This window comes from Streptomyces sp. NPDC058457 (assembly GCF_042720695.1).
GTDB lineage: Bacteria > Actinomycetota > Actinomycetes > Streptomycetales > Streptomycetaceae > Streptomyces.
In genome coordinates this window covers 17,145-36,504 of record NZ_JBHXLU010000041.1, presented here as the reverse complement: position 1 = coordinate 36,504, position 19,360 = coordinate 17,145, and the positions used below count along the sequence as shown (strand labels likewise).

Below are 19,360 nucleotides of genomic sequence, written 5' to 3'. Positions count from 1 at the left end.
TGCTGTACGACGCGCTCGGCCGGTCTTCGACGGTGTGGCAAACCCTGGCCAATGGGTCGATATAGGCTGCCGGTCGGTACGTATGCAGTTCGGCAGCCCTCAGGAGTGTCCTCCGTGACCCTAGCGATCGACCCGTCCGAGACGTCCAGCGCGTCCCCGGCTCCCCTCTCCGACCTGGTGGCGCGGGACGCGCGCGAGTTCGGCGCCTATGTGCGGACCGGAGGCTGGACGTTCGGGCTGATGGTGGCCCGCAGCGTGCGGCCGGGAGGGCAGGGCGCGGAGGAGACTCCGAAGGTCTCGGCGAAGGAGTTCGCCGAGCTGGCCGGCTGCTCCGCGGAGCGCGTCATGCGCTACTACAAGGCCTGGGACAAGGCCGCCGACGACGGTCTGGTCCCGTACTTCGAGGCCCTCGCCCCGGGCCAGGAGGTGGAACTCCCGGACTCCGACGTCTGGTTGGACTACTACGTCTCCCGCAACAGCGCCACCTCGGAGCGCGGCACCGCCATCGCGGAGGCCGCCGAGGCCGAGGGCATCCGGCCCACCAAGGCCCTCGAAGTCGCCGAGAACCCCACCGCGCTGCGCGCCGCGATCCTCGCCGACCCGTCCACCGCCCGCGCCGCCCGCTCGGCCCTCCTCGACCGCATCAAGGAGGACCCGGACCTGCAGACCGTGCTGGCCCGTGACGTGGTCCGCACCGCCGACCTGAAGAAGGCCGTCGCCACCGAGAGCCGCTCGGCCGACCGCATCGGCTACGTCCGGCAGATCGCCGAGTCCGGCCAGATCAGGACCCCGGCCGGGCAGACCGTCGACGCGCCGTCCGACCTGCGCCACGAGGCCGAGCGCCATCTGTCGCTCCTCGACGAACTCGACGAGGACGAGGACACCGGCGAGTGGGCGAGCGAGGCCTACGACACCATGAAGAACCTGGTCGTGGAGGCGGTGGAGGCCGACCCCGAACTGCGGGTCCAGGAGAAGCGCACCAAGTTCTACAACAGCCTGCAGAAGGCGACCAAGGCGTTCGAGGAGCTGACCTTCGACGACGCCCAGGACTTCTACGAGGACGACATGGTCCAGCGCCTGGAGGACCTCCAGCAGGCCATCGGCTCCTGCCTGGCCGCACTGCGCGGCACGAAGGGCACGGAGGACGCGTAGCGCACGTAGGACCCGTAGGGCAATTCCGCTCAGGATTGAGCGTTTTCCCCGCGAGAGGGGTACTAGAGGGCACCAAGCCGATCGTTCTCGGAGGCCACTCGCGTGAACCCCATCGTGCACAGGACCCTGGTCGTACAGCTCCGGGCGGACGGGGCGGACCGCTGTCCCGTCCTCGCTCATCTGTCGTACGACGCCGGCGACCCGTTCGCCGTGACCGCGGTGTTCACCCTGGACGGCCGGGAGCTCGCCCGGTGGCGGCTGGACCGCGAGATGCTGAACGACGGTCTCAGAGAGCCGGTGGGCGTCGGGGACGTACGGCTGCGTCCCGTACGGCAGGGGCGCTGGAGGGAAGTGCGCATGGACTTCCTCGGCGACCCCCTGCCCGGCGGCAGCCGCCACCACGCGGTGGTGTTCGCGTGGGCGCCCGCGCTCGCCTCCTTCCTGAGCGACACCTACCTGGCCGTGCCGCCCGGCCGGGAACAGATCCCCGTGGACGACGTACTCGCGGAGATCCTCGCCACCGGCTGAGTAGCCGTACTCATGTAGGCGCCCGGACGCCGCGGCCACGATGGGGCTCCCACGACAAGGAGTCCGCCATGACCGCAGTACAGCCCGCCCCGCGCCCCCTTCCGCACCGAGTGCCCCGCCGGGTTCCGCCGGCCCTGCTCGCCGGGGTGGTGGTGGCCGGCATGGCCCTCTCGGCGTGGGGCGCGCAGGACCGTACGACCTGGTTCCTGGAGACGGTGTGGGTGCTGGTCGGACTGCCGCTGGTGGTGCTGACCTGGCGGCGCTTCCCGCTGACGGGCCTGCTGGCCACACTCCTCGCGGCGCACGCGCTGGTGCTCGCCGTCGGCGGCCACTACACCTATGCCGAGGTGCCGGTGGGCGACTGGGTGCGCGACACCTTCCACCTGTCCCGCAATCCGTACGACCGCTTCGGCCACCTCATGCAGGGCTTCGTGCCGGCGGTCCTGGTCCGGGAACTGCTCGTCCGCACCTCCCCGCTGCGCGGCAGCCGCTGGCTGGCCCCGCTGACGGTGTGCGCCTGCCTCGCGTTCAGCGCCTTCTTCGAACTGCTGGAGTGGCTGGCGGCCGAGATCGGCGGCCACGGCGCGGACGCCTTCCTGGCCACCCAGGGCGACGTGTGGGACACCCAGTGGGACATGTTCTGCGCGCTGATCGGGGCGACGGTGTCCGTGCTGGTGCTGAGCAGGGTGCACGACCGTCAGCTGCGGGCGCTGGAGGCGGCTCAGCGGGTCGTGTGACGCGGCTCAGCGGGTGGAGTGGCGGCGCCGGGCCCACAGCGGCAGGCCGTACCAGCACACCAGGTACCAGACGAGGACGGCCGTCACCGCCCAGGTCACAGCGGTGCCGCCGGTGGCCACCCGGAGGATCAGCACCAGCGACGCCGTCATGGTGGCCAGCAGCAGGAACAGGCCGACCGAGGTCAGCCGGGACGCCAGCCGGACCGCCTGCGGCTTCACCCTGCGGCCGGAGACCAGCCGGTGCAGGGAGACCGGTCCGATGAGGGCGCCCGTGGCGGACGCGCCCAGGACGACGGTGACGATGTAGATCGTCTTGTCCACGTCGGCCAGCTCGGCGTACTTCTGCTGGAAGACCACGGTGAGCAGGAAGCCGAACAGGATCTGCACACCGGTCTGGGCGACGCGTACTTCCTGGATGAGATCGCTCCACATCCGGTCGGCGCGCTCCTCCTCCGTCTCGTCGCGCCCGGTCCGCCGCTCCTGGTCGGTCATGGACTACGGGTAACCGGCGGGCCGGTCCCTCAAACGGTGCGGGCCGGGAGCGGCACGGCTGCGCTCCCGGCCCGCACCGCTGCTACCAGCGGCTTTCCACCTGGTCCTTGATCCGGTGGTCGTACAGCTCGCGGATCGCCGTGACCGTCTCCTCCGGCAGTTCAGGGAGCTTCGCGGCGGCCGCGTTGGTGCGGGCCTGCTCCGGGTTGCGGGCGCCCGGGATCACCGAGGTCACACCGGGCTGGTCGATGATCCAGCGCAGGGCGAGCTGGGCCGGGGTGTACCCCTCGGGGGCGAGGGCGGCGAACTCGGCGGCGGCCTCGACGCCCTTCGCGTAGTCGACACCGGAGAAGGTCTCGCCCTGGTCGAAGGCCTCGCCGTGCCGGTTGTAGGTGCGGTGGTCGTCGGCCGCGAAGACCGTGTCCTTGGTGTACTTCCCGGACAGCAGCCCGGAGGCGAGCGGCACACGCGCGATGATGCCGACGCCGGCCTCCCGGGCGGCCGGGAGCACCTCGTGCAGCGGCTTCATGCGGAACGGGTTGAGGATGATCTGCACGCTGGCCACGCCCGGGCGGGCGATCGCGGTGAGCGCCTCCGCGCAGGTCTCGACGCTGACGCCGTAGGCCGCGATGCGCTCCTCCTCGACCAGGGTGTCGAGGGCGTCGTACACCGCGTCGGAGGAGTAGACCGGGGTGGGCGGGCAGTGCAGCTGCACCAGGTCCAGGCGGTCCACGCCGAGGTTGCGGCGCGACCGGTCGTTCCACGCGCGGAAGTTGTCCAGGACGTAGTTCTCCGGGATCTGGTCGACCCGGCGGCCCATCTTCGTGGCCACCAGCACCTGCAGGTCCGGCCTGCCGCGCAGGAAGGCGGCGATGGTCTGCTCGCTGCGGCCGTCGCCGTACACGTCGGCGGTGTCGAAGAAGGTCACCCCCGACTCCGCCGCCGTCTCCAGAACGGCGAGCGCCTCCTTGTCGTCCACCTCGCCCCAGTCGGCGCCGAGCTGCCATGTGCCGAGGCCGACGACCGATGCCCGCTGCCCCGACCTGCCGATTACGCGTTCGTCCATGCCGCCAGTCTGTCATCCGCCGCCGACAACGGTGTCAGGGGCCGGTTCGGCCCCGCCCACCTGTGAATCCTTCACTCACACGGGTGATTTTGGTGGACGGAAATCGGAGGTGTGTCAACCAGCCGCCTAGCGTGTCGACATGGTTGATCATTCACCGGACAACTCCCTTTCCACGCAAGGCTGGAGCCGTCGGGACTTCCTGCGGTCCGCCGCCGCGCTGGCCGCCGTTCCGGTACTGCTGGCCGCCGATCCGGCCGTGGCCGCCGCCGAACTGCCCGGTTTCCCGGCGGAAATCACGCTGTACCGGTCCGCCTACCGCAACTGGGCCGGCGAGATCACCGCGGACGGTCTGTGGGCGTGTGCCCCGGCCGACGCCGGTCAGGTGCTCGCGGCCGTCGACTGGGCCTGGCGCAACGGTTGGCGGGTACGCGCGCGTGGCTCCTCGCACGGCTGGTCGCCCTTGACGATCACCGAGGGCACGGGGGCCGACGACGAAGTCCTGCTCGTCGACACCGCGAGCCATCTCACCGGGCTCTCCCTGGACTCCGCCACGGAGGTGCGAGCCGGGACCGGGGTCACCCTGGAGGCGCTGCTCACCTTCCTGGAAGGCCACGGCCTCGGGCTGACCGCCGCGCCCGCACCGGGCGATCTGACGCTGGGCGGCGCGCTGGCGATCGACGCGCACGGCACCGCCGTACCGGCCGACGGCGAGGAACCGCTGCCCGGCCACACCTACGGCTCGCTGAGCAACCTGGTGCTGTCGCTGACGGCGGTGGTGTGGGACGAGAGCGCCGGAGCGTATGTCCTGCGGACGTTCCGGCGTGACGAGGCGGACTGTGCGGCGCTGCTGACGCATCTGGGCCGTGCGCTGGTCACCGAGGTCGTGCTGCGGGTCGGGGCGAACAGCAGCCTGCGGTGTGTCAGCCGGACCGACATCCCGGCCGGCGAACTGTTCGCCGCGCCCGGAACCGGTGGCCGGACCCTGGACGGCTTCCTGCGGCGCTCCGGGCGGGTCGAGGCGATCTGGTTCGCCTTCACCGAGTACCCGTGGCTGAAGGAGTGGAGCGTCGCCCCGGCCAGGCCGCTCACCTCACGGCACGTCACCTCGCCGTACAACTACCCCTTCTCCGACAACGTGCCGACCGTGGTCGCCGACCTGGTGGGACGGATGGTGTCCGACGCGGCCTGGTACCTGGCACCGGTGCTGGGCAACGCGCAACTGGATGTGGCGGCGCTCGGGTTGGTGGCGACGCTGTCCTCGGACATCTGGGGGGCGTCGAAGAACACGCTGCTCTACATCAAGCCGACCACGCTGCGGATCAACGCGAACGGGTACGCGGTGCTGACCCGGCGGGCCGACGTGCAGCGGGTGGTGCACGAGTTCACCTCTTTCTACCGGGAACGGCTCACCGCGTACGCCGCGTCGGGGCGGTTCCCGGTCAACGGGTCGGTGGAGATCCGGGTGACGGGGCTGGACGAGCCGTCCGATGTGGCGGTGGACGGCGCCCGGGTGCCGTTGCTGTCCGCGGTGCGGCCTCGGGACGGGGCGGACACCGCGGTGTGGCTGGATGTGCTGACGCTGCCGGGGACGCCTTATGCCGAGGTGTTCTTGCGGGAGTTGGAGCAGTTCCTGTTCGAGAGGTTCGAGGGGACCCGGGTCGAGTGGTCCAAGGGGTGGGGTTATACGGAATCCGGCGTGTGGAGTGATGACGTGGTTCTCGGTACGAGCATTCCTGGGTCGTTCGGGGGTGCGGTGTGGGATGCGGCCGTCGAGACCCTTGATCGGCTTGATCCGCACCGGGTCTTCAGTAACGGGTTCTTGGATGGGGTGCTTGTGCGCCGTTGACGGCTGCGGGTTCGGTGGGGGCTGAGCGCGCAGTTCGTTCCTCCCCCAGCCTTCGGCTGGGGGTACCCCCAGCGCCCCTTACGGGGCGCTGAAGTAGTGGCCCTCTTCCAAGTCCGCGATCAGGCCCGGCTGTTCCGGCTCCCAGCCCAGGAGGTTTCGGGTCCGTCCGCTCGACGTCGCGTTGTCGATCGACGCCGGCATGGCCAGCCAGCCGAAGTGGGCCTGTGCCTCTTCCGCCGGGATGCTCTTCAGGGGGACGTCGAGGCCGGCGCCGATGGCCGCCGCGATGTCCTTGAAGGGGACGCCCTCGTCGGCCGCTCCGTGCAGGCCGGTGCCCGCCGGGGCCGACTCCAGGGCCAGGCGGAACAGGCGGGCGGCGTCCAGGCGGTGGACGGCCGGCCAGCGGTTGGCGCCGTCGCCGACGTACGCGGCGACGCCCTTCTGCCGGGCGACGTCGATCAGCCGGGGCACGAAGCCCTGGTCGCCGCGGCCGTGCACCGTGGGGGCCAGGCGGACCACCGCGCTGCGTACCCCGGCCTCGGCTAGGGCGAGTGCCGCAAGGTCGGAGTCGCCGCGGTAGGTGCCCGGTACCGGGGTGTCCTCCTCCGTCGCCACACCGTCGACCGTGGCGAGCATCATGGTTCCCGAGGTGACCACGAAGGGCCGGTCCGAGCCCTCCAGGGCGGCCCCGATCGCCTCGATCACGCGCAGGTCGCTCTGCGCTGCGAGGGTGAGGTTCGGGAAGTCGTCGTGGTTGAAGGCCAGATGGATCACGCCGTCGGTCCCGGCCGCCGCTCGGGCCAGGTCCTCGGGGTCGTCGAGGCTGCCGCGGTGGACCTCGGCGCCCGCCGCCCGCAGGGTCTCGGCCGACCTGTCCGAGCGGGCGAGGGCGAGGACCCGGTGGCCGGCGCCGAGAAGTTCGGGGACTACGGCGGAACCGATGAAGCCGCTGCCGCCGGTGACGAATACCCGCATGGTGGTGCTCCTTCGAGGGAGAGGGTCGTGCTTCCGGGTGGTGCTTCCATCGTTCGGCCGACGGGCGGCGGGCGTCCAAAGCCTCTTTCGCAATGCGCAATACGTTTCGGGCATCGGTGCAGGTCGTCGGCCTTATGCTGGAGGCATGGCTGATCCGGCTTCCGCCCCTGACCTCGATCTGCGGCTCGTCCGGTACTTCACCGTCGTCGCCGAGCAGCGGCACTTCGGGCGGGCCGCCGGCGCCCTGCACATCACCCAGCCCGCGCTGAGCCGGCAGATCCAGCGGCTTGAGCAGGTGCTGGGTGCGCGGCTCTTCGACCGCACCCCGCAGGGGGCCAGGCTCACCGGGGCCGGCGAGGTGTTCCTGGCGCGGGCCGGAGCGCTGTTGCGGGCCGCGGGCGAGGCGGCAGCTGTCACCCGGGCCGCCGCCGAGCCCAGCCGGATCACCGTCGGGTACATCAACGGGATCTTCGTCACCCCGGCCGTGCGCGAGCTGCGCCGCCGCTTCCCGGACGCCGACGTACGGACCCAGCACCTCGACTGGGGCGAGCCGCGCGAGGCCCTGCTGACGGGGCGCGTGGACGCGGTCGTGACCCGGCTGCCGCTGCGCACCGACGGGTTGCGGGTGACGGTCCTCTACGACGAGCCCCGCGTCCTGGTGGTCCCCCTGGACCACCGGCTGGCCGGGAAGGAGTCGGTCACCCTCGACGACATCGCCGACCAGCCGCTGCCCCGGGGGAAGGATCCGCTCTGGAACGCGTTCTGGCGCGTCGATCCCCGCCCGGACGGCAGCCCCGCGCCCGACGGTCCGCTGATCGGCGCGGTGGAGGACAAGTTCGAGCATGTCGCCGCCGGGCAGGCCGTGGCGATCGTGCCCCTGGTGCCGGGCGCGACCATCCGCCCCGACCTGACCACGGTCCCGCTGCACGGCGTCGAGCCGAGCCACGTGGTGCTGGCGACCCGTGCCGGGGACAGCCACCGGCTGCTGACCGCCTTCCGCAGGTCGGCCGAGGCGCTGCTGACGGGACCAGAGCCGGGCCAGGACTAGGTTCTGTCCGGCGCATCACCCACGGAGCCAGAGTCTGATGGCTGCTGTGGTGACGGCGCCGGGGAAGACATAGGCACGTTTGTCGTAGCGAGTGGCGGGGATGGTGTGCTTGATTTGGCGTCCGCGCAGGTAGGACCGGAACGGCGCGGTTGCCGTGCGCCTGATAGGCACTCCGGCGGACGCCGCCCGGAACCGCGCACGCGGTCACATCACTGCGGCGACGTGTCGCCGTCCCGTTCCACGGTGGTGGAGACACCGGCCGGTCCCTCCGGAGGCAGGACCTGGTCCTCGGACACGTCCTCCTTCTTGGGATGTTGGATGCCCCTCGGCGGGCCCGCCCAGCTCGCGAAGTCGTCGTCGAGTTCCTCGTAGTCGGCGGCGTCAGACTGCGTCATCGGCGTCTCCCCGGGTGTCGCGGCGCGGTTCGTGGAATTCCAGGAGGTCGAAGTCGGCGGCCCGGACGTACAACCCGGCCGTGCCGCTCATCCGCGGTCCGAAGGTGCCGTCCGGCTCCATCCGGTACTGGGACTCCAGGTAGAGGTCACCGGGCTGCGGATAGGTGGAGACACACGAGCGCGTTCCGTACCAGCCGCCGGCCCAGCCGCCGTTCTTCAGCCGGACCCGGACGAAACACGCCCCACGGTCCTGGAAGAGGGCGTCCCACGCGGTAGGGGTCCCCTCGTGCACGGCGGCGCGCCGACGCCGGATCCAGTACGCCTCCGCCCACGCCACCAGCGTCGGCACGACGACGACGAGAAGCAGCAGCCACAGCCCGGCCTCCCGCGGCTGCTCGGCGACACCGGTCAGAGGCCGCTTCCCTATGCCCCGCAGCAGCCGTATCAGGTGGGGACCAACGGTGATCAGATATGCGGCGTCGATCAGGACTCCGACCGCGAGGGCGCGCAGAATGCGGTTGTTCACCTCCTGCTCGGCCTCGCGGATCCCGAGGAGCCGCTCCCTCGCGAAGAGGTAGGAGGTGCCGGGCAGAACCAGCAGCACCAGGATCGCGAGCTGCTGGACGGTACTTGGCGTCATGGTCCGCTCCCCCGCCCGCGCGCGCTGACGGCCGCGTTCCGGGCCAGTGTGCTCAGTGCGCCGAGGTCCAGATGATAGGCGCGGGTCTTCACCCACTCGGCCAGGGACGGCTTGATCAGCTCCACTTCCTGCCCGGCCCGCTTCATCAGCTCCGTCGTCGCCGGCTCGTCGTCCTCGTGGAAGGCGAGCTGGGCGCCTACGAGCAGCAGGAATGCCGCCAGCAGGCGTTCCCGTGGCCGGGCGCGCCGCTCCAGCAGGGCCAGGGCACGGGAGAAGCACGTCCTCGTGCGCGGCACGATGCCCCGCAACGCGCTCTCCACACCGTCGTCGACCAGAGCGCGTACCTCGCGCAGGACGCCGGGGCCGAGCGGCGGCGCATCCGCCGGGTCGCCGATGCACCGGTCCGCCTCCAGCAGGATCCGGGTCGTCTCCCGCCGCATCGACCGGGCGCCCCCGAGCGACTCGGTCAGCACCAGGACCCGGTCCAGGACGGCGATCGCGTCCGCCACCTGTCCACGGTCGAGGAGCGCCTCCCCGAGCAACCGGGAGGCCCGCGCGGCTTCCGGCTGCCGGTCCGCCGCCTCGAAGACGACACGGCACTCCTGGAGGAAGGCGAACTCGGCCTCCCCGGTCGGCCGCCCGGCCTCCAGCGCCAGCAAGGCGTTCGCACCGGCCTTGAACAGCGTCTCCTCGTCTCCGCCACGGCGTGCGTGCGTCCAGCTCTCGACATACGCGGCGAGGCCCTTTTCGAGGTCGCCTGCCTGGCTGTGGGCGACCCCGAGGTTGAGCAGGACGTGGCCGAGCAGCGCCGGGTCGTCCGCCGCCCGGCCCCTGGCGATCCGCTGTGCCCGCAGCCCTGCGGCGAAGGCCTCGTCGTAGCGTTCCTCCACGGCGTAAGCCAGGCAGAGCGAGCCCAGTATGGAGGCGACGTCCCCGTCTGAGAGCGTGCGCCGGACGGCCGGGGTGTCGACGAGCGCGAAGCGTGCGACCCGTTCGTAGGCCGGCATGTGCAGGAAGTCGGCCGCGGTCGTGTCCGGCGCCTCGGTCATCATGCCCCCACCATGCTGAAGGGTGCCCACAGGAAGGGGTGCCGGAAAGGACGCGCCGGCACCCGGCGGGACATCAGCCGCCGGCGGATCTCGGCGGGGAGCCAGTCCAGGCCCAGCAGTTCGGGCACGGTGGCCGAGCGCAGCCACAACTGGGCCCACCGCAGCGCTTGTGCGGGCGATTCGGCAACGCCGGGCGGTGTGCCGTACGGGGGCGGCTCGACGCCGTGGCCGAGCAGCCGCCGGTAGAACGCGATCATCAACAGCACGGCCGCGGTGTCGTTCGTCCTCCAGCGCGTGCAGACGACGCCCGCTCCGCCGGCCAGCAGGATGCCGGTCGGCAGCCCGATCGCCTCGTCCGGCAGGCGGGGGTCGACGAGCCCGGTGTCACAGGCCGACAGGGTCACCAGCCGGGCCCGCTCCAGCGGCCGGGGACGTGCGTTCAGCAGGTCGGCCAGGGTGACGCGCTCGCCGCCGAGGTCGAGCCTGGAGGCGAGCGGATCGGTCGGGTCGTAGGCGCCGTGGCATGCCAGGTGGACGTGACTGCCGCCGGTCAGCGCGTCGACCAGGTCCCCCTTTGTGCACCCGTCCTGCGCCCCGGGCGGATCGCCGGTGATGTCCCGGCTCTCCCCCACCGCGGCGAACAGCCGCCGCAGCGTCTCCACCTCCTGCGCGGCGAGCAGTCCTCCGTCCCGGCCCGGGGTGGACGCCGCCACGAGAAGGGGTTCCGACAGCGGTGCCGCGGCCCGGTGCCTGGCCGCGAGGAGCAGTCGCACCGACGGTGCGTACGCGACCGCACAGGTCGCAAGCAGCGGCTCGCCCGTCGAAGGAAGGTGTGCTGCGTGCAGGGGCAGATGGGCGGTAGGGCCGCAGGCGATCACGACCACGCCGGTCGCCGTGCCGAGCGCCTCGGCGACCGGTCCGATCAGCTCCTCCCCGAGCCGCGGGAGCAGCTCCCGCAGCTCCCCTCCCTTCTCGGCCACGGTTGCGGCGAAGGCGACGGCCAGCGCACGGGCGTCCGCGGCGGTCAGCGTGGACTCCACGGCTTCGACGGGGGGCTCGGGATCGCTCTCGTGCCGGACGATCAGGGACAGGCTCCCGTTCTTCGTCGCGGCGATGTAGCAGAGCGGCTCTCCCGGTCGTGCGGCCCCCAGGATGTCGGCCCGCGTCGTCTCCCGCAGGAAGGACTCCATACCCGGTAGCGCCCTGACCCGAGCCAGGGCGGCGGCCAGTGCCGCCCTGGCTTCGTCGAGAGCTCCGCCCAGCTCGTACTCGGCCGCATCCAACTCCCGCCCGCCGTCCCGCGGGGCTCCCTGGCGGCTCAGCTCACGGTTACGGGCCTCCAGGGTCTGTACGGTCTCGGCGGCTCGCAGGTAGGCGGTGTGGGTCTCCGGGTCCGTCTGCGCCAGCCGGTGAAGCTGGTCGTGATCCGGTGACAGGGCCAGATTGAAGTCGCGTGTTCTGCCGCGCTCCAGGCAGAGCAGCGCCTCTTCCAACCCGCCCGCGCGAGCGAGTGCGTAGGCGGCTCGCTGATGCAGATCCCCGGCCGAGTTCAGCCGCAGCTTCCGCGAGGAACTCACCAGGCAGGCGCGGAACAGCTGTTCGTCCGCCGCTACGGCCTGCTGGTACGCGTCGGCCGCCGCGGACCATTCGGTCCGTTCCGCGAGGGCGTCACCGAGCTGTTCTGACGCGGTTCGCAGCAGGTCGCTGCGACCGTGGGCACGGTCTGTCGCCTCCCGCAGAACGGACAGCTCCCGCTCACGAAGTTCGTCCTCCCGCGAGGGGTCCAGCTTGCGACAGACCCGGCACGCCTCTGCCAAGGAGATGAGCTGGAAGGCGAGTTCGAACCCGGTCGGAAGACCCTCGTAGGCGGCGACGGCGTCTTCGATGTGCCCCAGCCCCCGCCGTGCCCTGGCGGCAGGATTTTCCGCCTCGTCTCTCTCGGCCTGCCCAAGCAGGGCCCAGCCGAGCTTGGACATGCTGCGTGCCCACAGGTGGGGAGCGGTGTCCCTGTGGCGGTGCACGAGGGCTGCCTCGTGGCACCGGATCTCCTCGTCGTACTCGCCGAGTTCGCCTGCGACGACGGCCAGCTTGTCGTAGGTGCTCGAGGCCTCGCCGCGGTCGCCGACCCGCTCGTAGACGGCAAGCGCCCGCAGCAGGTGCTCGCGTGCGCGAAGGCTGTTCTCCCGGCGGTCCCCGCGCATTCTCTTGGAGAGTGAGACCGCCAGTCGGACCTGCGTGTTGGCCCACTGTTCGGGGTCGGTCTCTTCCGATTCGACGGCGTCCAGCTGCTCGTACAGCCGCACCACGTGCTCCCTGTTGACGGCCGGGTCGCCTTGTTGCCGTACGTTGTACGCGCCGGCGAGGAAACTCTGGGCGTCGCACCAGAGCTCCTTGTCCCGGGCGGGGTCGAGCCGGGCGACGACCGGTTCCAGCAGGCCGATGGCCTCTTCGATCTGGCCGGGTGCGGACTGGGTGCCCTGCTCGATCAGCACCTTCGCCAGCTCGCTGCGGACACGCGCCCACGTCCCCGTACTGCGCTCCGGCTCTGTCTTTTCCAGCGCCGCCCGCAGATGCCGGATGGCCAGCTCCTGGTTGGCATGGATGTCGCCCGTGTAGCGCTGGCCATAGGCGCGTGCCAGCTCGTACCGCGCTATGGCCCAGCCCTGCGGGTCCTCCTCCCTCGATATGCCGCGCGCTCTGCGCAGCAGCAGGCCGATGGCCCGTTCCAGGCCGATGACGTCCTGCCCGCGGTTCACACTGCTCAGCATCATGCCCAGCGTCATCTCCAGGTCGCCCCGCAACTCGGGCTGGTCACGGTCGCCCAACAGCTCCAGCGCCCGCTCCGCCAGACGCGCCAGCTCCTCCGCGAGCGGCCTGTCGCTCAGGGACCGGCCGAGCCCGGCACGCCCGGACGCCACCAATTCGGCGCCGATCCGCAGCACTTCAGGTGGTGGTGCCGAGCGCCGGGGCTTGACCCTGCACATGCGCGGCCCTCCGCCCGCCGAGGCGCCGCGTGCGGTCGGCGCCAGCACTCCCCGTGCCGCGTCGAACGGCACGGACAGGACGCCGGAGTTCTCCGCCTCCTCGGCACTCACCGGCCCCAGCCTGTCGAGCAGCGCCTCCACGCAGAGCTTCTTGTTGGCCTCGTCCTGCTCGGGCGGGCTGTGAGGTGGATAGAAGTAGACCAACTGCCCGGTCGCCTCGCCGCGGTACACCAACAGCGGGAAGATCCGGGCCTTCCTCGCGCCACAGGACGGACAAGTCACCGACGGCACCTTGCCCTTGATCACTCCCTGGACCAAGTCCGGCCGCGCCAGGGCGTCGACGACCATGTACGTGTCGTCCTGGACGTCTTCGCCGCACCTGCGGCACTGCCAATCGTGCCTGATCCGAATCGAGTAGTTCACCGGCCCCCCAACCGACGTCAGACGCTCCGAGTGAGAACCCCCTCCCCGTGCGCACCGGCGGTCCTCGGGGTGCAGTCACCGAACCACAGACGCACCGTCACCCACTGCCCCACTGTAGGGACACACAGTGACAACCGCCGTGTGAACCCGTGATTCCGCCATCGGGCGCCTCGCGCGGGCTCTCGACTACGCGGCCACCAACACCGGAACACTCATGATCCGCCGGACCGGCCTGAGGGCCAGGGCTCGGGCGTCAACTGGGCCTGGACGGCGGGGCCGTACCGGTCGGCGATGTCACCGATGTCGGCGGCCGCGGAGTCGCGCAGCCGTGGGCCGCGGGCGATGCCGTACATCACGCCCAGGCCGATGAGCTGGGCGACGGCGAGTTCGGCGCGCAGGTCCGGGTCGGGTCCGGTGAGCCGGGCGGCGAGGGCGTCGACCACGTGGGCGCGGAAGTTGGCGCGCAGCACGTCTCCGTGGTCGCCCTGCAGGGGCGCGAAGACGATCCGCACCAGCGGGTCGGCGCCGCGGTCGCGCTGGCTCTCCAGGACGTGCCGGACCATGTGCCGGCCGAGGTCGTCCAGGGGTGCGTCGAGGAGGGCGGCCGCGTCGGTGTCGAAGGACATGACGCGGGCGAACAGGCTGTCCTTGTTGCCGAAGTACTTGAGGATCAACGGGGCGCTGACCCCGGCACGTTCGGCGACGTCCTTGAGGGTGATGTCGGCGTGCGCGTGCCGGGCGAGGAGGTGGCGGGCGGCCCTGAGGATGGCCGCCTTGGTGGCCTCGGCGTCCCGTCGGACGGGCGCGGGCGCGGAGGGGGTGCCGGGTCGGGTACTCACGGCACTCATGCTCCCTCCAGCGCGTCGTCCCTCGCACTCTCGGCACGGCCCCGGGCGCGGGCAGGGCCGGCGGGAGCCTTGTCGCCGGGTATGGAGAGGGCCGCCGCGGCGGCCGCGAGGGCGATGGCCCCGGCCATCGCGAAGGCCAGCAGGTAGCCGTGCAGCGTGGCGACGGGAACGCCGCCGACGAGGCTGGTGTGGTGGGTGAGGACGGCGGCCACGGCGGCGCTGGAGGTGGCCTGGCCGATGGTGCGCATGAGGACGTTGACGCCGTTGGCGGAGGCGGTCTGGTTCGCCGGGACGGCCCGCAGGATCAGCGTGGGCAGCGCGGAGTAGGCGAGCGTGGTGCCGGTGGCGACGACGGTGGCGCCCAGGATGATCATCCAGAGGTCGCGGCTGTCGGCGATGCGGACCACGTATCCGCAGGCGATGACGGCGGCGCCGAGGGCCAGGGTGATGCGCGGGCCGCGGGAGGCGGAGATCCGGGCGGAGAGCGGGGAGAACAGCAGCATGGTCACGCCGCCGGGGAGCAGGCACAGGCCGGTGGCCACGATCGACAGGCCGAGGCCGTATCCGGTGGCCTTCGGCGCCTGCACCAGCTGGGCGGTGACCAGGGAGTTGGCGTAGAAGGCGAACCCGGTCAGCAGGGCGGCGACATGCGAGAGGCCGACCCGTGGCCGGGTGACGAGGTGCAGGTCGACCAGGGGTTCGTCGGTCCGCAGCTGCTGCCACCACCACAGGGCCAGCACCAGGACGGCGGCGCCGAACAGTGCGAGGACGCGCGGGCTGCCCCAGCCCCACTGGCCGCCCTGGGAGACGCCGAGCAGCAGAGAGGTCAGCGCGACGGCCAGCCCGAGGGTGCCGAGGACGTCGAACCGGCCGGGCTGGCGCACCGGTGACTCCCGGACCGCCCACCAGACGGCCGCGACGCCCAGCGCCCCGAGGAAGCCGGTCAGCCAGAACATGGTGTGCCAGTCGTAGTACTGCACCACCAGCGCGGCCAGCGGAAGGCCGAGGGCGGCTCCGATGCCGACGGTGGAGCTCATCAGCGCCACCGCCGACCCCCGGCGCTCGGGCGGCAGTTCGTCGCGCAGGATGCTGATCGACAGCGGTACGACGGAGGCGGCGGCGCCCTGGAAGGCGCGGGCGACGATGAGCACGGTGATGTCCGACGACAGGGCGCACATCACGGAGCCCACCGTCATCAACGCGAGGGCCCCGGTGAGCACCCGGCGCTTGCCGTACATGTCGCCGGCCCGGCCGAGCACCGGCGTGAGGACTGCCCCGGCGAGCAGGGTCGCGGTGACCATCCAGGAGACGGCGCCGGCCGAGGAGTGGGTGAGCCGGGGCAGGTCCGGCAGGAGCGGGACGACCACCGTCTGCATGACGGCCATCAGGATCCCGCCGAAGGCCAGCACCGGGATGGTCAGCCGCTCCCGCAGCCGGGGTGGTGCGGCGGGCGGCCCCTGATGGCCGGCTGTCGGGGCGGGCTGGTCCATCGGCACTCCTGCGGGCGACGCGGAAAAAGAGGTGAATACGAATTCACCCTATCGGGTGAATGGCCTTTCACCCAACCATTCCGCGGTCGTCAGGCGCTTACGACCGGACGTGCAGGGCACGCGCCGCCCTCGGCCCGAGCCACCGCTTGAACCGGCGCAGCACCTCCAGCCGCCCGGCCGCCTTGTCGAGGCCGTAGTAGAGCTGCGGCGGGACGTACGGCAGCAGGGGCGAGTGCCGCTGGCCGAGCAGGGCGAACATGCGGTGCGCGGGCAGGCCGATGTAGCGGGGCAGGTTCTCGTACCACTGGGCGCTGAGGCGGGCCGCGCTCTGCGCGGAGACGAGTTCGGCCTTGCGCCGCCCTTCGTAGGCCGCGAGGGCCTGCGGCAGCGCGGGGTGTTCGCGCAGTGCGTCGGCGAGGCACATCGCGTCCTCCAGGGCGAGGGTGGTGCCGGCACCGATGGAGTAGTGGGTGGTGTGCGCGGCGTCGCCGAGCAGGACGAGGTTGCCGTGGTGCCAGGTGCGGTTGGTGAGGGTGCGGAAGGCCGGCCAGGCCGCCGCCGAGGAACCGCCGATGAGCGGGCGGCCGTCGAGGATGCCGGCGAACAGCTTCTCCAGCATCGCCAGTTGGCCGGCCTCGTCCATCGTGTCGAGGCCGAGGCCGGTGAGGGTGTCCGGGGCGCACTCGATGACGCAGGTGCTGTGCTCGGCGTCGTACGGGTAGCCGTAGCACCAGACCCAGCCGTGCTCGGTCTCGGCGAAGGCGAAGGTGAAGGAGTCGAAGACCTGGGTGGTGCCGAGCCACACGTAGTGGTTGCGGCCCTCGGTGACGTCCGCGCCGAAGTGGTCGGCATGGTGGGCGCGCAGGGTGCTGTGGATGCCGTCGGCGGCGACGACCAGGTCGGCCTCGGGGAGGTTCCCGGGGGTGATCTCGTCCTCGAACTCCAGCCGGACGCCGAGGGCGCGGGCGCGTTCGGCGAGGATCTCCAGGAGGCGGTGGCGGCCGATGCCGTGGCCCGCGTCGCCGGGCTGCCGGGTCACCTGGTCGCGGACGTGGGCGACACCCTGGGTCCAGCGCACCGAGCTCTCCTCGACGGCCTGCGCCGACTCGGGGTCGTACGCGTGGAGCCGGTCGAGCAGGGCGCGCCAGTAGGTGACGCCCCAGCCGTAGGTGGAGCCCTCGGGGTTGCGTTCGTGGACGGTGATGTCGTGGGACGGGTTCTGCCGCTTGAGCAGGATCGCGAGATACAGGCCGGCGGGCCCGCCTCCGACGCAGACGACCTTCACGTACACACCCCTGGGATTCACCGAACGTGGTCAATTGGAACCGGAGGGTAGCAGCGCGAAGACACCCGGCCGGGTTTTCGAATCGCGCCACTTTTGCGCGGTGAGCCACGCCACCCGGACGGCGGACGGCCGCGAAAGATCACCGCAAAGCCGCCCGCCCGAGCAAGGAATTCCCCGTTCCGGGTCCGGCGGAGCCATCGCCACGACAAGATCATCTTCGTTCAATCTTGTATGACATGTAGTCAATTGTCCTGATCGTGGCCAACCCGATCCGGGCGATTTCTCCCGCTCCGGAACCGGCGGATAGGCATACAGGGTCATCACCCGCACCCGTCACAGGAGCATCCGCATGCCCGAACTCACCCGTCGTCGCGCACTCACCGCGGCGGCCGCCCTCGCCGCCGCGGCCGGTGTCCAGACCCTCGTCGCACCCGGCGCCTCGGCCACCGGCCACACGCACGGGGGATCACTCGAACCCTTCGACGAGGTCTACCGGGGCCGCCGGATACAGGGCCGGCCGTCCGGCATGGACGGAACGGAGGGCATGGGCGGTCACCACCACGGACACGGCACCGGATACGCGGTGTTCGTGGACGGGGTCGAACTGCACGTGATGCGGAACGCCGACGGCAGCTGGATCAGCGTGGTCAGCCACTACGACCCGGTCGCCACCCCGCGCGCCGCCGCCCGCGCCGCGGTCGACGAGCTGCAGGGCGCCGCACTGCTGCCGTTCCCCGCCAACTGACCGCCCTGCCAGACCGCACCAGGAGCACCCCGCACATGACCGTACGCAAGAACCAGGCCAGTCTGACCGCCGACGAGAAGCGGCGGTTCGTCGCCGCCGTCATCGAGCTGAAGCGCAGCGGGCGTTACGACGACTTCGTGCGCACGCACAACGCCTTCATCATGTCCGACACCGACGACTCGGAGCGCACCGGCCACCGTTCGCCGTCGTTCCTGCCCTGGCACCGCAGGTTCCTGCTCGACTTCGAGCAGGCCCTCCAGTCGGTGGACTCCTCCGTCGCGCTTCCCTACTGGGACTGGAGCGCCGACCGGACCGTCCGTGCCGCGCTGTGGGCGCCGGACTTCCTCGGCGGTACCGGGCGCAGTTCGGACGGGCGGGTGACGGACGGGCCGTTCGCCGCGGCCGGCGGGAACTGGCCGGTCAACGTCCGTGTGGACGGCCGTACTTATCTGCGCAGGTCGCTCGGGACGAGCGTACGCGAGCTGCCGACCGGGGCCGAGGTCGACTCGGTGCTGTCCATGGCGACGTACGACATGGCGCCCTGGAACAGCGCCTCGGACGGCTTCCGGAACCATCTGGAGGGCTGGCGCGGGGTCAACCTGCACAACAGGGTCCACGTCTGGGTGGGCGGGCAGATGGCCACCGGGGTCTCCCCCAACGACCCGGTGTTCTGGCTGCACCACGCCTTCATCGACAAGCTCTGGGCCCGCTGGCAGCGCCGGCACCCGGAGGCGGCCTATGTGCCGGGCGGTGGCACGCCGGACGTGGTGGACCTGGACGAGACGATGAAGCCGTGGCACAACGTGCGGCCGGCGGACCTGCTCGACCACACGAGGTTCTACACGTTCGACACCCTGGAGGCCTGATCAGGACGCTGCATCAGGCGTCTGCGCCACGCCGCCGCGCCAGGCCGCCGCGTCAGGCCTCTGCCGTGCGGCACTCCGGGTGGCCCCAGCCCTGCGCGTTCTTGGCGATGGACTCACCGGCCGCGTAGGAGCGGCCGCACAGGCAGCGGCCGGGGAACTTCGCCTTGAGGGTGCGGGACGAGGAGCCGCCCGCCGCGCTCTTGCGGGGCGCCGCCTTGCGGCGCGGAGCCGCGGCGGAGGCGGCGGTCGCCTGGGACGGCGGCGGTTCCGGGGAGCCCAGGGCGCTGCCCGCGGCCTCCTGGACCACGGCCGCCTGGCTGGCCGCGCGGTCGGCGAAGTCGTTCAGCGGGTCGCCGTCGACCTGGTGAGCGGGGACGTACCGGAAGTCGACCGTGCGGCCGTCGAGGAGTTCGTCGATGCGGACGACCAGATCCTGGTTGGCGACCGGCTTGCCCCCGGAGGTCTTCCAGCCGTTGCGTTTCCAGCCGGGCAGCCAGGTGGTGACGGCCTTCATCGCGTACTGCGAGTCCATCCGCACCTCGAGCGGCACGTCCGGCGCGACGGCCGTCAGCAGCCGCTCCAGGGCGGTCAGTTCGGCCACGTTGTTGGTGGCCTTACCGAGCGGCCCGGCCTCCCAGCGGGCCGGAGTCGCCGCGTCGTCGGACACCACCCAGGCCCAGCCGGCCGGTCCCGGGTTTCCCTTAGAAGCCCCGTCGCACGCGGCCACCACTCGTTCACGCATGGCCCCGATCATGCCACGGCCGGGCGGGGTGCCCGGCCGTGGCCCGGGA

General features: G+C 71.6%; 17 protein-coding genes and 1 pseudogene. 7 read left to right on the top strand and 11 right to left on the bottom strand.

What is annotated here, in order from left to right; genetic code table 11:
- Window positions 1-114 precede the first annotated feature (114 nt).
- From ACFWPS_RS28550 to ACFWPS_RS28540, 3 genes and pseudogenes are all read left to right on the top strand, one after another.
- On the top strand, window positions 115-1,152 hold the full coding sequence (locus ACFWPS_RS28550; protein ID WP_383709595.1) for a hypothetical protein: 1,038 nt from the start codon (window positions 115-117) through the stop codon (window positions 1,150-1,152).
- 102 nt (window positions 1,153-1,254) lie between these two features.
- Window positions 1,255-1,680 carry an SsgA family sporulation/cell division regulator gene (locus ACFWPS_RS28545; RefSeq protein ID WP_383709592.1) on the top strand — a complete coding sequence of 142 codons (426 nt, stop codon included), beginning with the start codon at window positions 1,255-1,257 and terminating at the stop codon, window positions 1,678-1,680.
- A gap of 68 nt (window positions 1,681-1,748) precedes the next feature.
- A pseudogene (locus tag ACFWPS_RS28540) lies at window positions 1,749-2,399 on the top strand (DUF2238 domain-containing protein); the annotation flags it as partial.
- 24 nt (window positions 2,400-2,423) lie between these two features.
- Here the strand turns inward: ACFWPS_RS28540 and ACFWPS_RS28535 are convergent.
- Both ACFWPS_RS28535 and ACFWPS_RS28530 read right to left on the bottom strand, forming a co-directional pair.
- The gene (locus tag ACFWPS_RS28535; RefSeq protein ID WP_383709591.1) at window positions 2,424-2,909 is read right to left on the bottom strand and encodes a DUF6328 family protein; all 486 of its coding nucleotides are present in this window, start codon (window positions 2,907-2,909) and stop codon (window positions 2,424-2,426) included.
- Between the two features lie 82 nt (window positions 2,910-2,991).
- Window positions 2,992-3,975 (bottom strand): aldo/keto reductase, encoded by a 984-nt coding sequence (locus ACFWPS_RS28530; protein ID WP_383709588.1) that lies wholly within the window; start codon window positions 3,973-3,975, stop codon window positions 2,992-2,994.
- A 139-nt stretch (window positions 3,976-4,114) separates the two neighbouring features.
- Between ACFWPS_RS28530 and ACFWPS_RS28525 the strand changes: the two genes are divergently transcribed.
- Complete coding sequence (locus tag ACFWPS_RS28525; protein ID WP_383709586.1) at window positions 4,115-5,821, top strand: cholesterol oxidase substrate-binding domain-containing protein; 1,707 nt, start codon at window positions 4,115-4,117, stop codon at window positions 5,819-5,821.
- Window positions 5,822-5,899: 78 nt separating this feature from the next.
- Here the strand turns inward: ACFWPS_RS28525 and ACFWPS_RS28520 are convergent, their stop codons facing one another.
- A complete protein-coding gene (locus tag ACFWPS_RS28520) occupies window positions 5,900-6,796 on the bottom strand; it encodes an SDR family oxidoreductase (protein ID WP_383709584.1) in 897 nt (298 codons plus the stop codon).
- A 145-nt stretch (window positions 6,797-6,941) separates the two neighbouring features.
- Here ACFWPS_RS28520 and ACFWPS_RS28515 point away from each other — a divergent pair, with 145 nt between their 5' ends.
- Window positions 6,942-7,844 carry a LysR family transcriptional regulator gene (locus ACFWPS_RS28515; protein WP_383709581.1) on the top strand — a complete coding sequence of 301 codons (903 nt, stop codon included), beginning with the start codon at window positions 6,942-6,944 and terminating at the stop codon, window positions 7,842-7,844.
- A gap of 209 nt (window positions 7,845-8,053) precedes the next feature.
- Here the strand turns inward: ACFWPS_RS28515 and ACFWPS_RS28510 are convergent, their stop codons facing one another.
- From ACFWPS_RS28510 to ACFWPS_RS28480, 7 genes are all read right to left on the bottom strand, one after another.
- A complete protein-coding gene (locus ACFWPS_RS28510) occupies window positions 8,054-8,239 on the bottom strand; it encodes a hypothetical protein (RefSeq protein ID WP_383709578.1) in 186 nt (61 codons plus the stop codon).
- The gene (locus ACFWPS_RS28505; RefSeq protein WP_383709575.1) at window positions 8,226-8,879 is read right to left on the bottom strand and encodes a DUF6338 family protein; all 654 of its coding nucleotides are present in this window, start codon (window positions 8,877-8,879) and stop codon (window positions 8,226-8,228) included. The genes ACFWPS_RS28510 and ACFWPS_RS28505 overlap by 14 nt, the downstream gene beginning before the upstream one ends.
- On the bottom strand, window positions 8,876-9,931 hold the full coding sequence (locus tag ACFWPS_RS28500; RefSeq protein WP_383709573.1) for a hypothetical protein: 1,056 nt from the start codon (window positions 9,929-9,931) through the stop codon (window positions 8,876-8,878). Before ACFWPS_RS28500 ends, ACFWPS_RS28505 begins: the two co-directional genes overlap by 4 nt.
- Window positions 9,928-13,335, bottom strand: a complete 3,408-nt coding sequence (locus ACFWPS_RS28495) for a CHAT domain-containing protein (protein ID WP_383709570.1) — start codon at window positions 13,333-13,335, stop codon at window positions 9,928-9,930. The genes ACFWPS_RS28500 and ACFWPS_RS28495 overlap by 4 nt, the downstream gene beginning before the upstream one ends.
- A gap of 212 nt (window positions 13,336-13,547) precedes the next feature.
- Complete coding sequence (locus ACFWPS_RS28490; protein ID WP_383709567.1) at window positions 13,548-14,183, bottom strand: TetR family transcriptional regulator; 636 nt, start codon at window positions 14,181-14,183, stop codon at window positions 13,548-13,550.
- Window positions 14,180-15,673, bottom strand: a complete 1,494-nt coding sequence (locus ACFWPS_RS28485) for an MFS transporter (RefSeq protein ID WP_383709565.1) — start codon at window positions 15,671-15,673, stop codon at window positions 14,180-14,182. Before ACFWPS_RS28485 ends, ACFWPS_RS28490 begins: the two co-directional genes overlap by 4 nt.
- A 97-nt stretch (window positions 15,674-15,770) precedes the next feature.
- A complete protein-coding gene (locus ACFWPS_RS28480) occupies window positions 15,771-16,964 on the bottom strand; it encodes an FAD-dependent monooxygenase (RefSeq protein WP_383709563.1) in 1,194 nt (397 codons plus the stop codon).
- A gap of 343 nt (window positions 16,965-17,307) precedes the next feature.
- On the opposite strand from ACFWPS_RS28480, the gene ACFWPS_RS28475 reads away from it, so the two are divergent.
- Entirely contained in the window at window positions 17,308-17,703 is a 396-nt protein-coding gene (locus ACFWPS_RS28475) for a tyrosinase cofactor (protein WP_383709561.1), read from the top strand.
- Between the two features lie 35 nt (window positions 17,704-17,738).
- The gene (locus ACFWPS_RS28470; RefSeq protein ID WP_383709559.1) at window positions 17,739-18,569 is read left to right on the top strand and encodes a tyrosinase family protein; all 831 of its coding nucleotides are present in this window, start codon (window positions 17,739-17,741) and stop codon (window positions 18,567-18,569) included.
- Between the two features lie 52 nt (window positions 18,570-18,621).
- On the opposite strand, the gene ACFWPS_RS28465 is transcribed toward ACFWPS_RS28470, so the two are convergent.
- On the bottom strand, window positions 18,622-19,323 hold the full coding sequence (locus ACFWPS_RS28465; RefSeq protein WP_383709556.1) for a ribonuclease H: 702 nt from the start codon (window positions 19,321-19,323) through the stop codon (window positions 18,622-18,624).
- Window positions 19,324-19,360: the final 37 nt, after the last annotated feature.

Excerpts from the sequence above, each read along its gene's own strand:
- ACFWPS_RS28535 (WP_383709591.1), bottom strand. The coding sequence starts at position 2,909 with ATGACCGACCAGGAGCGGCGGACCGGGCGCGACGAGACGGAGGAGGAG.
- ACFWPS_RS28530 (WP_383709588.1), bottom strand. The coding sequence starts at position 3,975 with ATGGACGAACGCGTAATCGGCAGGTCGGGGCAGCGGGCATCGGTCGTC.
- ACFWPS_RS28525 (WP_383709586.1), top strand. The coding sequence starts at position 4,115 with ATGGTTGATCATTCACCGGACAACTCCCTTTCCACGCAAGGCTGGAGC.
- ACFWPS_RS28520 (WP_383709584.1), bottom strand. The coding sequence starts at position 6,796 with ATGCGGGTATTCGTCACCGGCGGCAGCGGCTTCATCGGTTCCGCCGTA.
- ACFWPS_RS28515 (WP_383709581.1), top strand. The coding sequence starts at position 6,942 with ATGGCTGATCCGGCTTCCGCCCCTGACCTCGATCTGCGGCTCGTCCGG.
- ACFWPS_RS28510 (WP_383709578.1), bottom strand. The coding sequence starts at position 8,239 with ATGACGCAGTCTGACGCCGCCGACTACGAGGAACTCGACGACGACTTC.
- ACFWPS_RS28505 (WP_383709575.1), bottom strand. The coding sequence starts at position 8,879 with ATGACGCCAAGTACCGTCCAGCAGCTCGCGATCCTGGTGCTGCTGGTT.
- ACFWPS_RS28500 (WP_383709573.1), bottom strand. The coding sequence starts at position 9,931 with ATGATGACCGAGGCGCCGGACACGACCGCGGCCGACTTCCTGCACATG.
- ACFWPS_RS28490 (WP_383709567.1), bottom strand. The coding sequence starts at position 14,183 with ATGAGTGCCGTGAGTACCCGACCCGGCACCCCCTCCGCGCCCGCGCCC.
- ACFWPS_RS28485 (WP_383709565.1), bottom strand. The coding sequence starts at position 15,673 with ATGGACCAGCCCGCCCCGACAGCCGGCCATCAGGGGCCGCCCGCCGCA.
- ACFWPS_RS28475 (WP_383709561.1), top strand. The coding sequence starts at position 17,308 with ATGCCCGAACTCACCCGTCGTCGCGCACTCACCGCGGCGGCCGCCCTC.
- ACFWPS_RS28470 (WP_383709559.1), top strand. The coding sequence starts at position 17,739 with ATGACCGTACGCAAGAACCAGGCCAGTCTGACCGCCGACGAGAAGCGG.
- ACFWPS_RS28465 (WP_383709556.1), bottom strand. The coding sequence starts at position 19,323 with ATGATCGGGGCCATGCGTGAACGAGTGGTGGCCGCGTGCGACGGGGCT.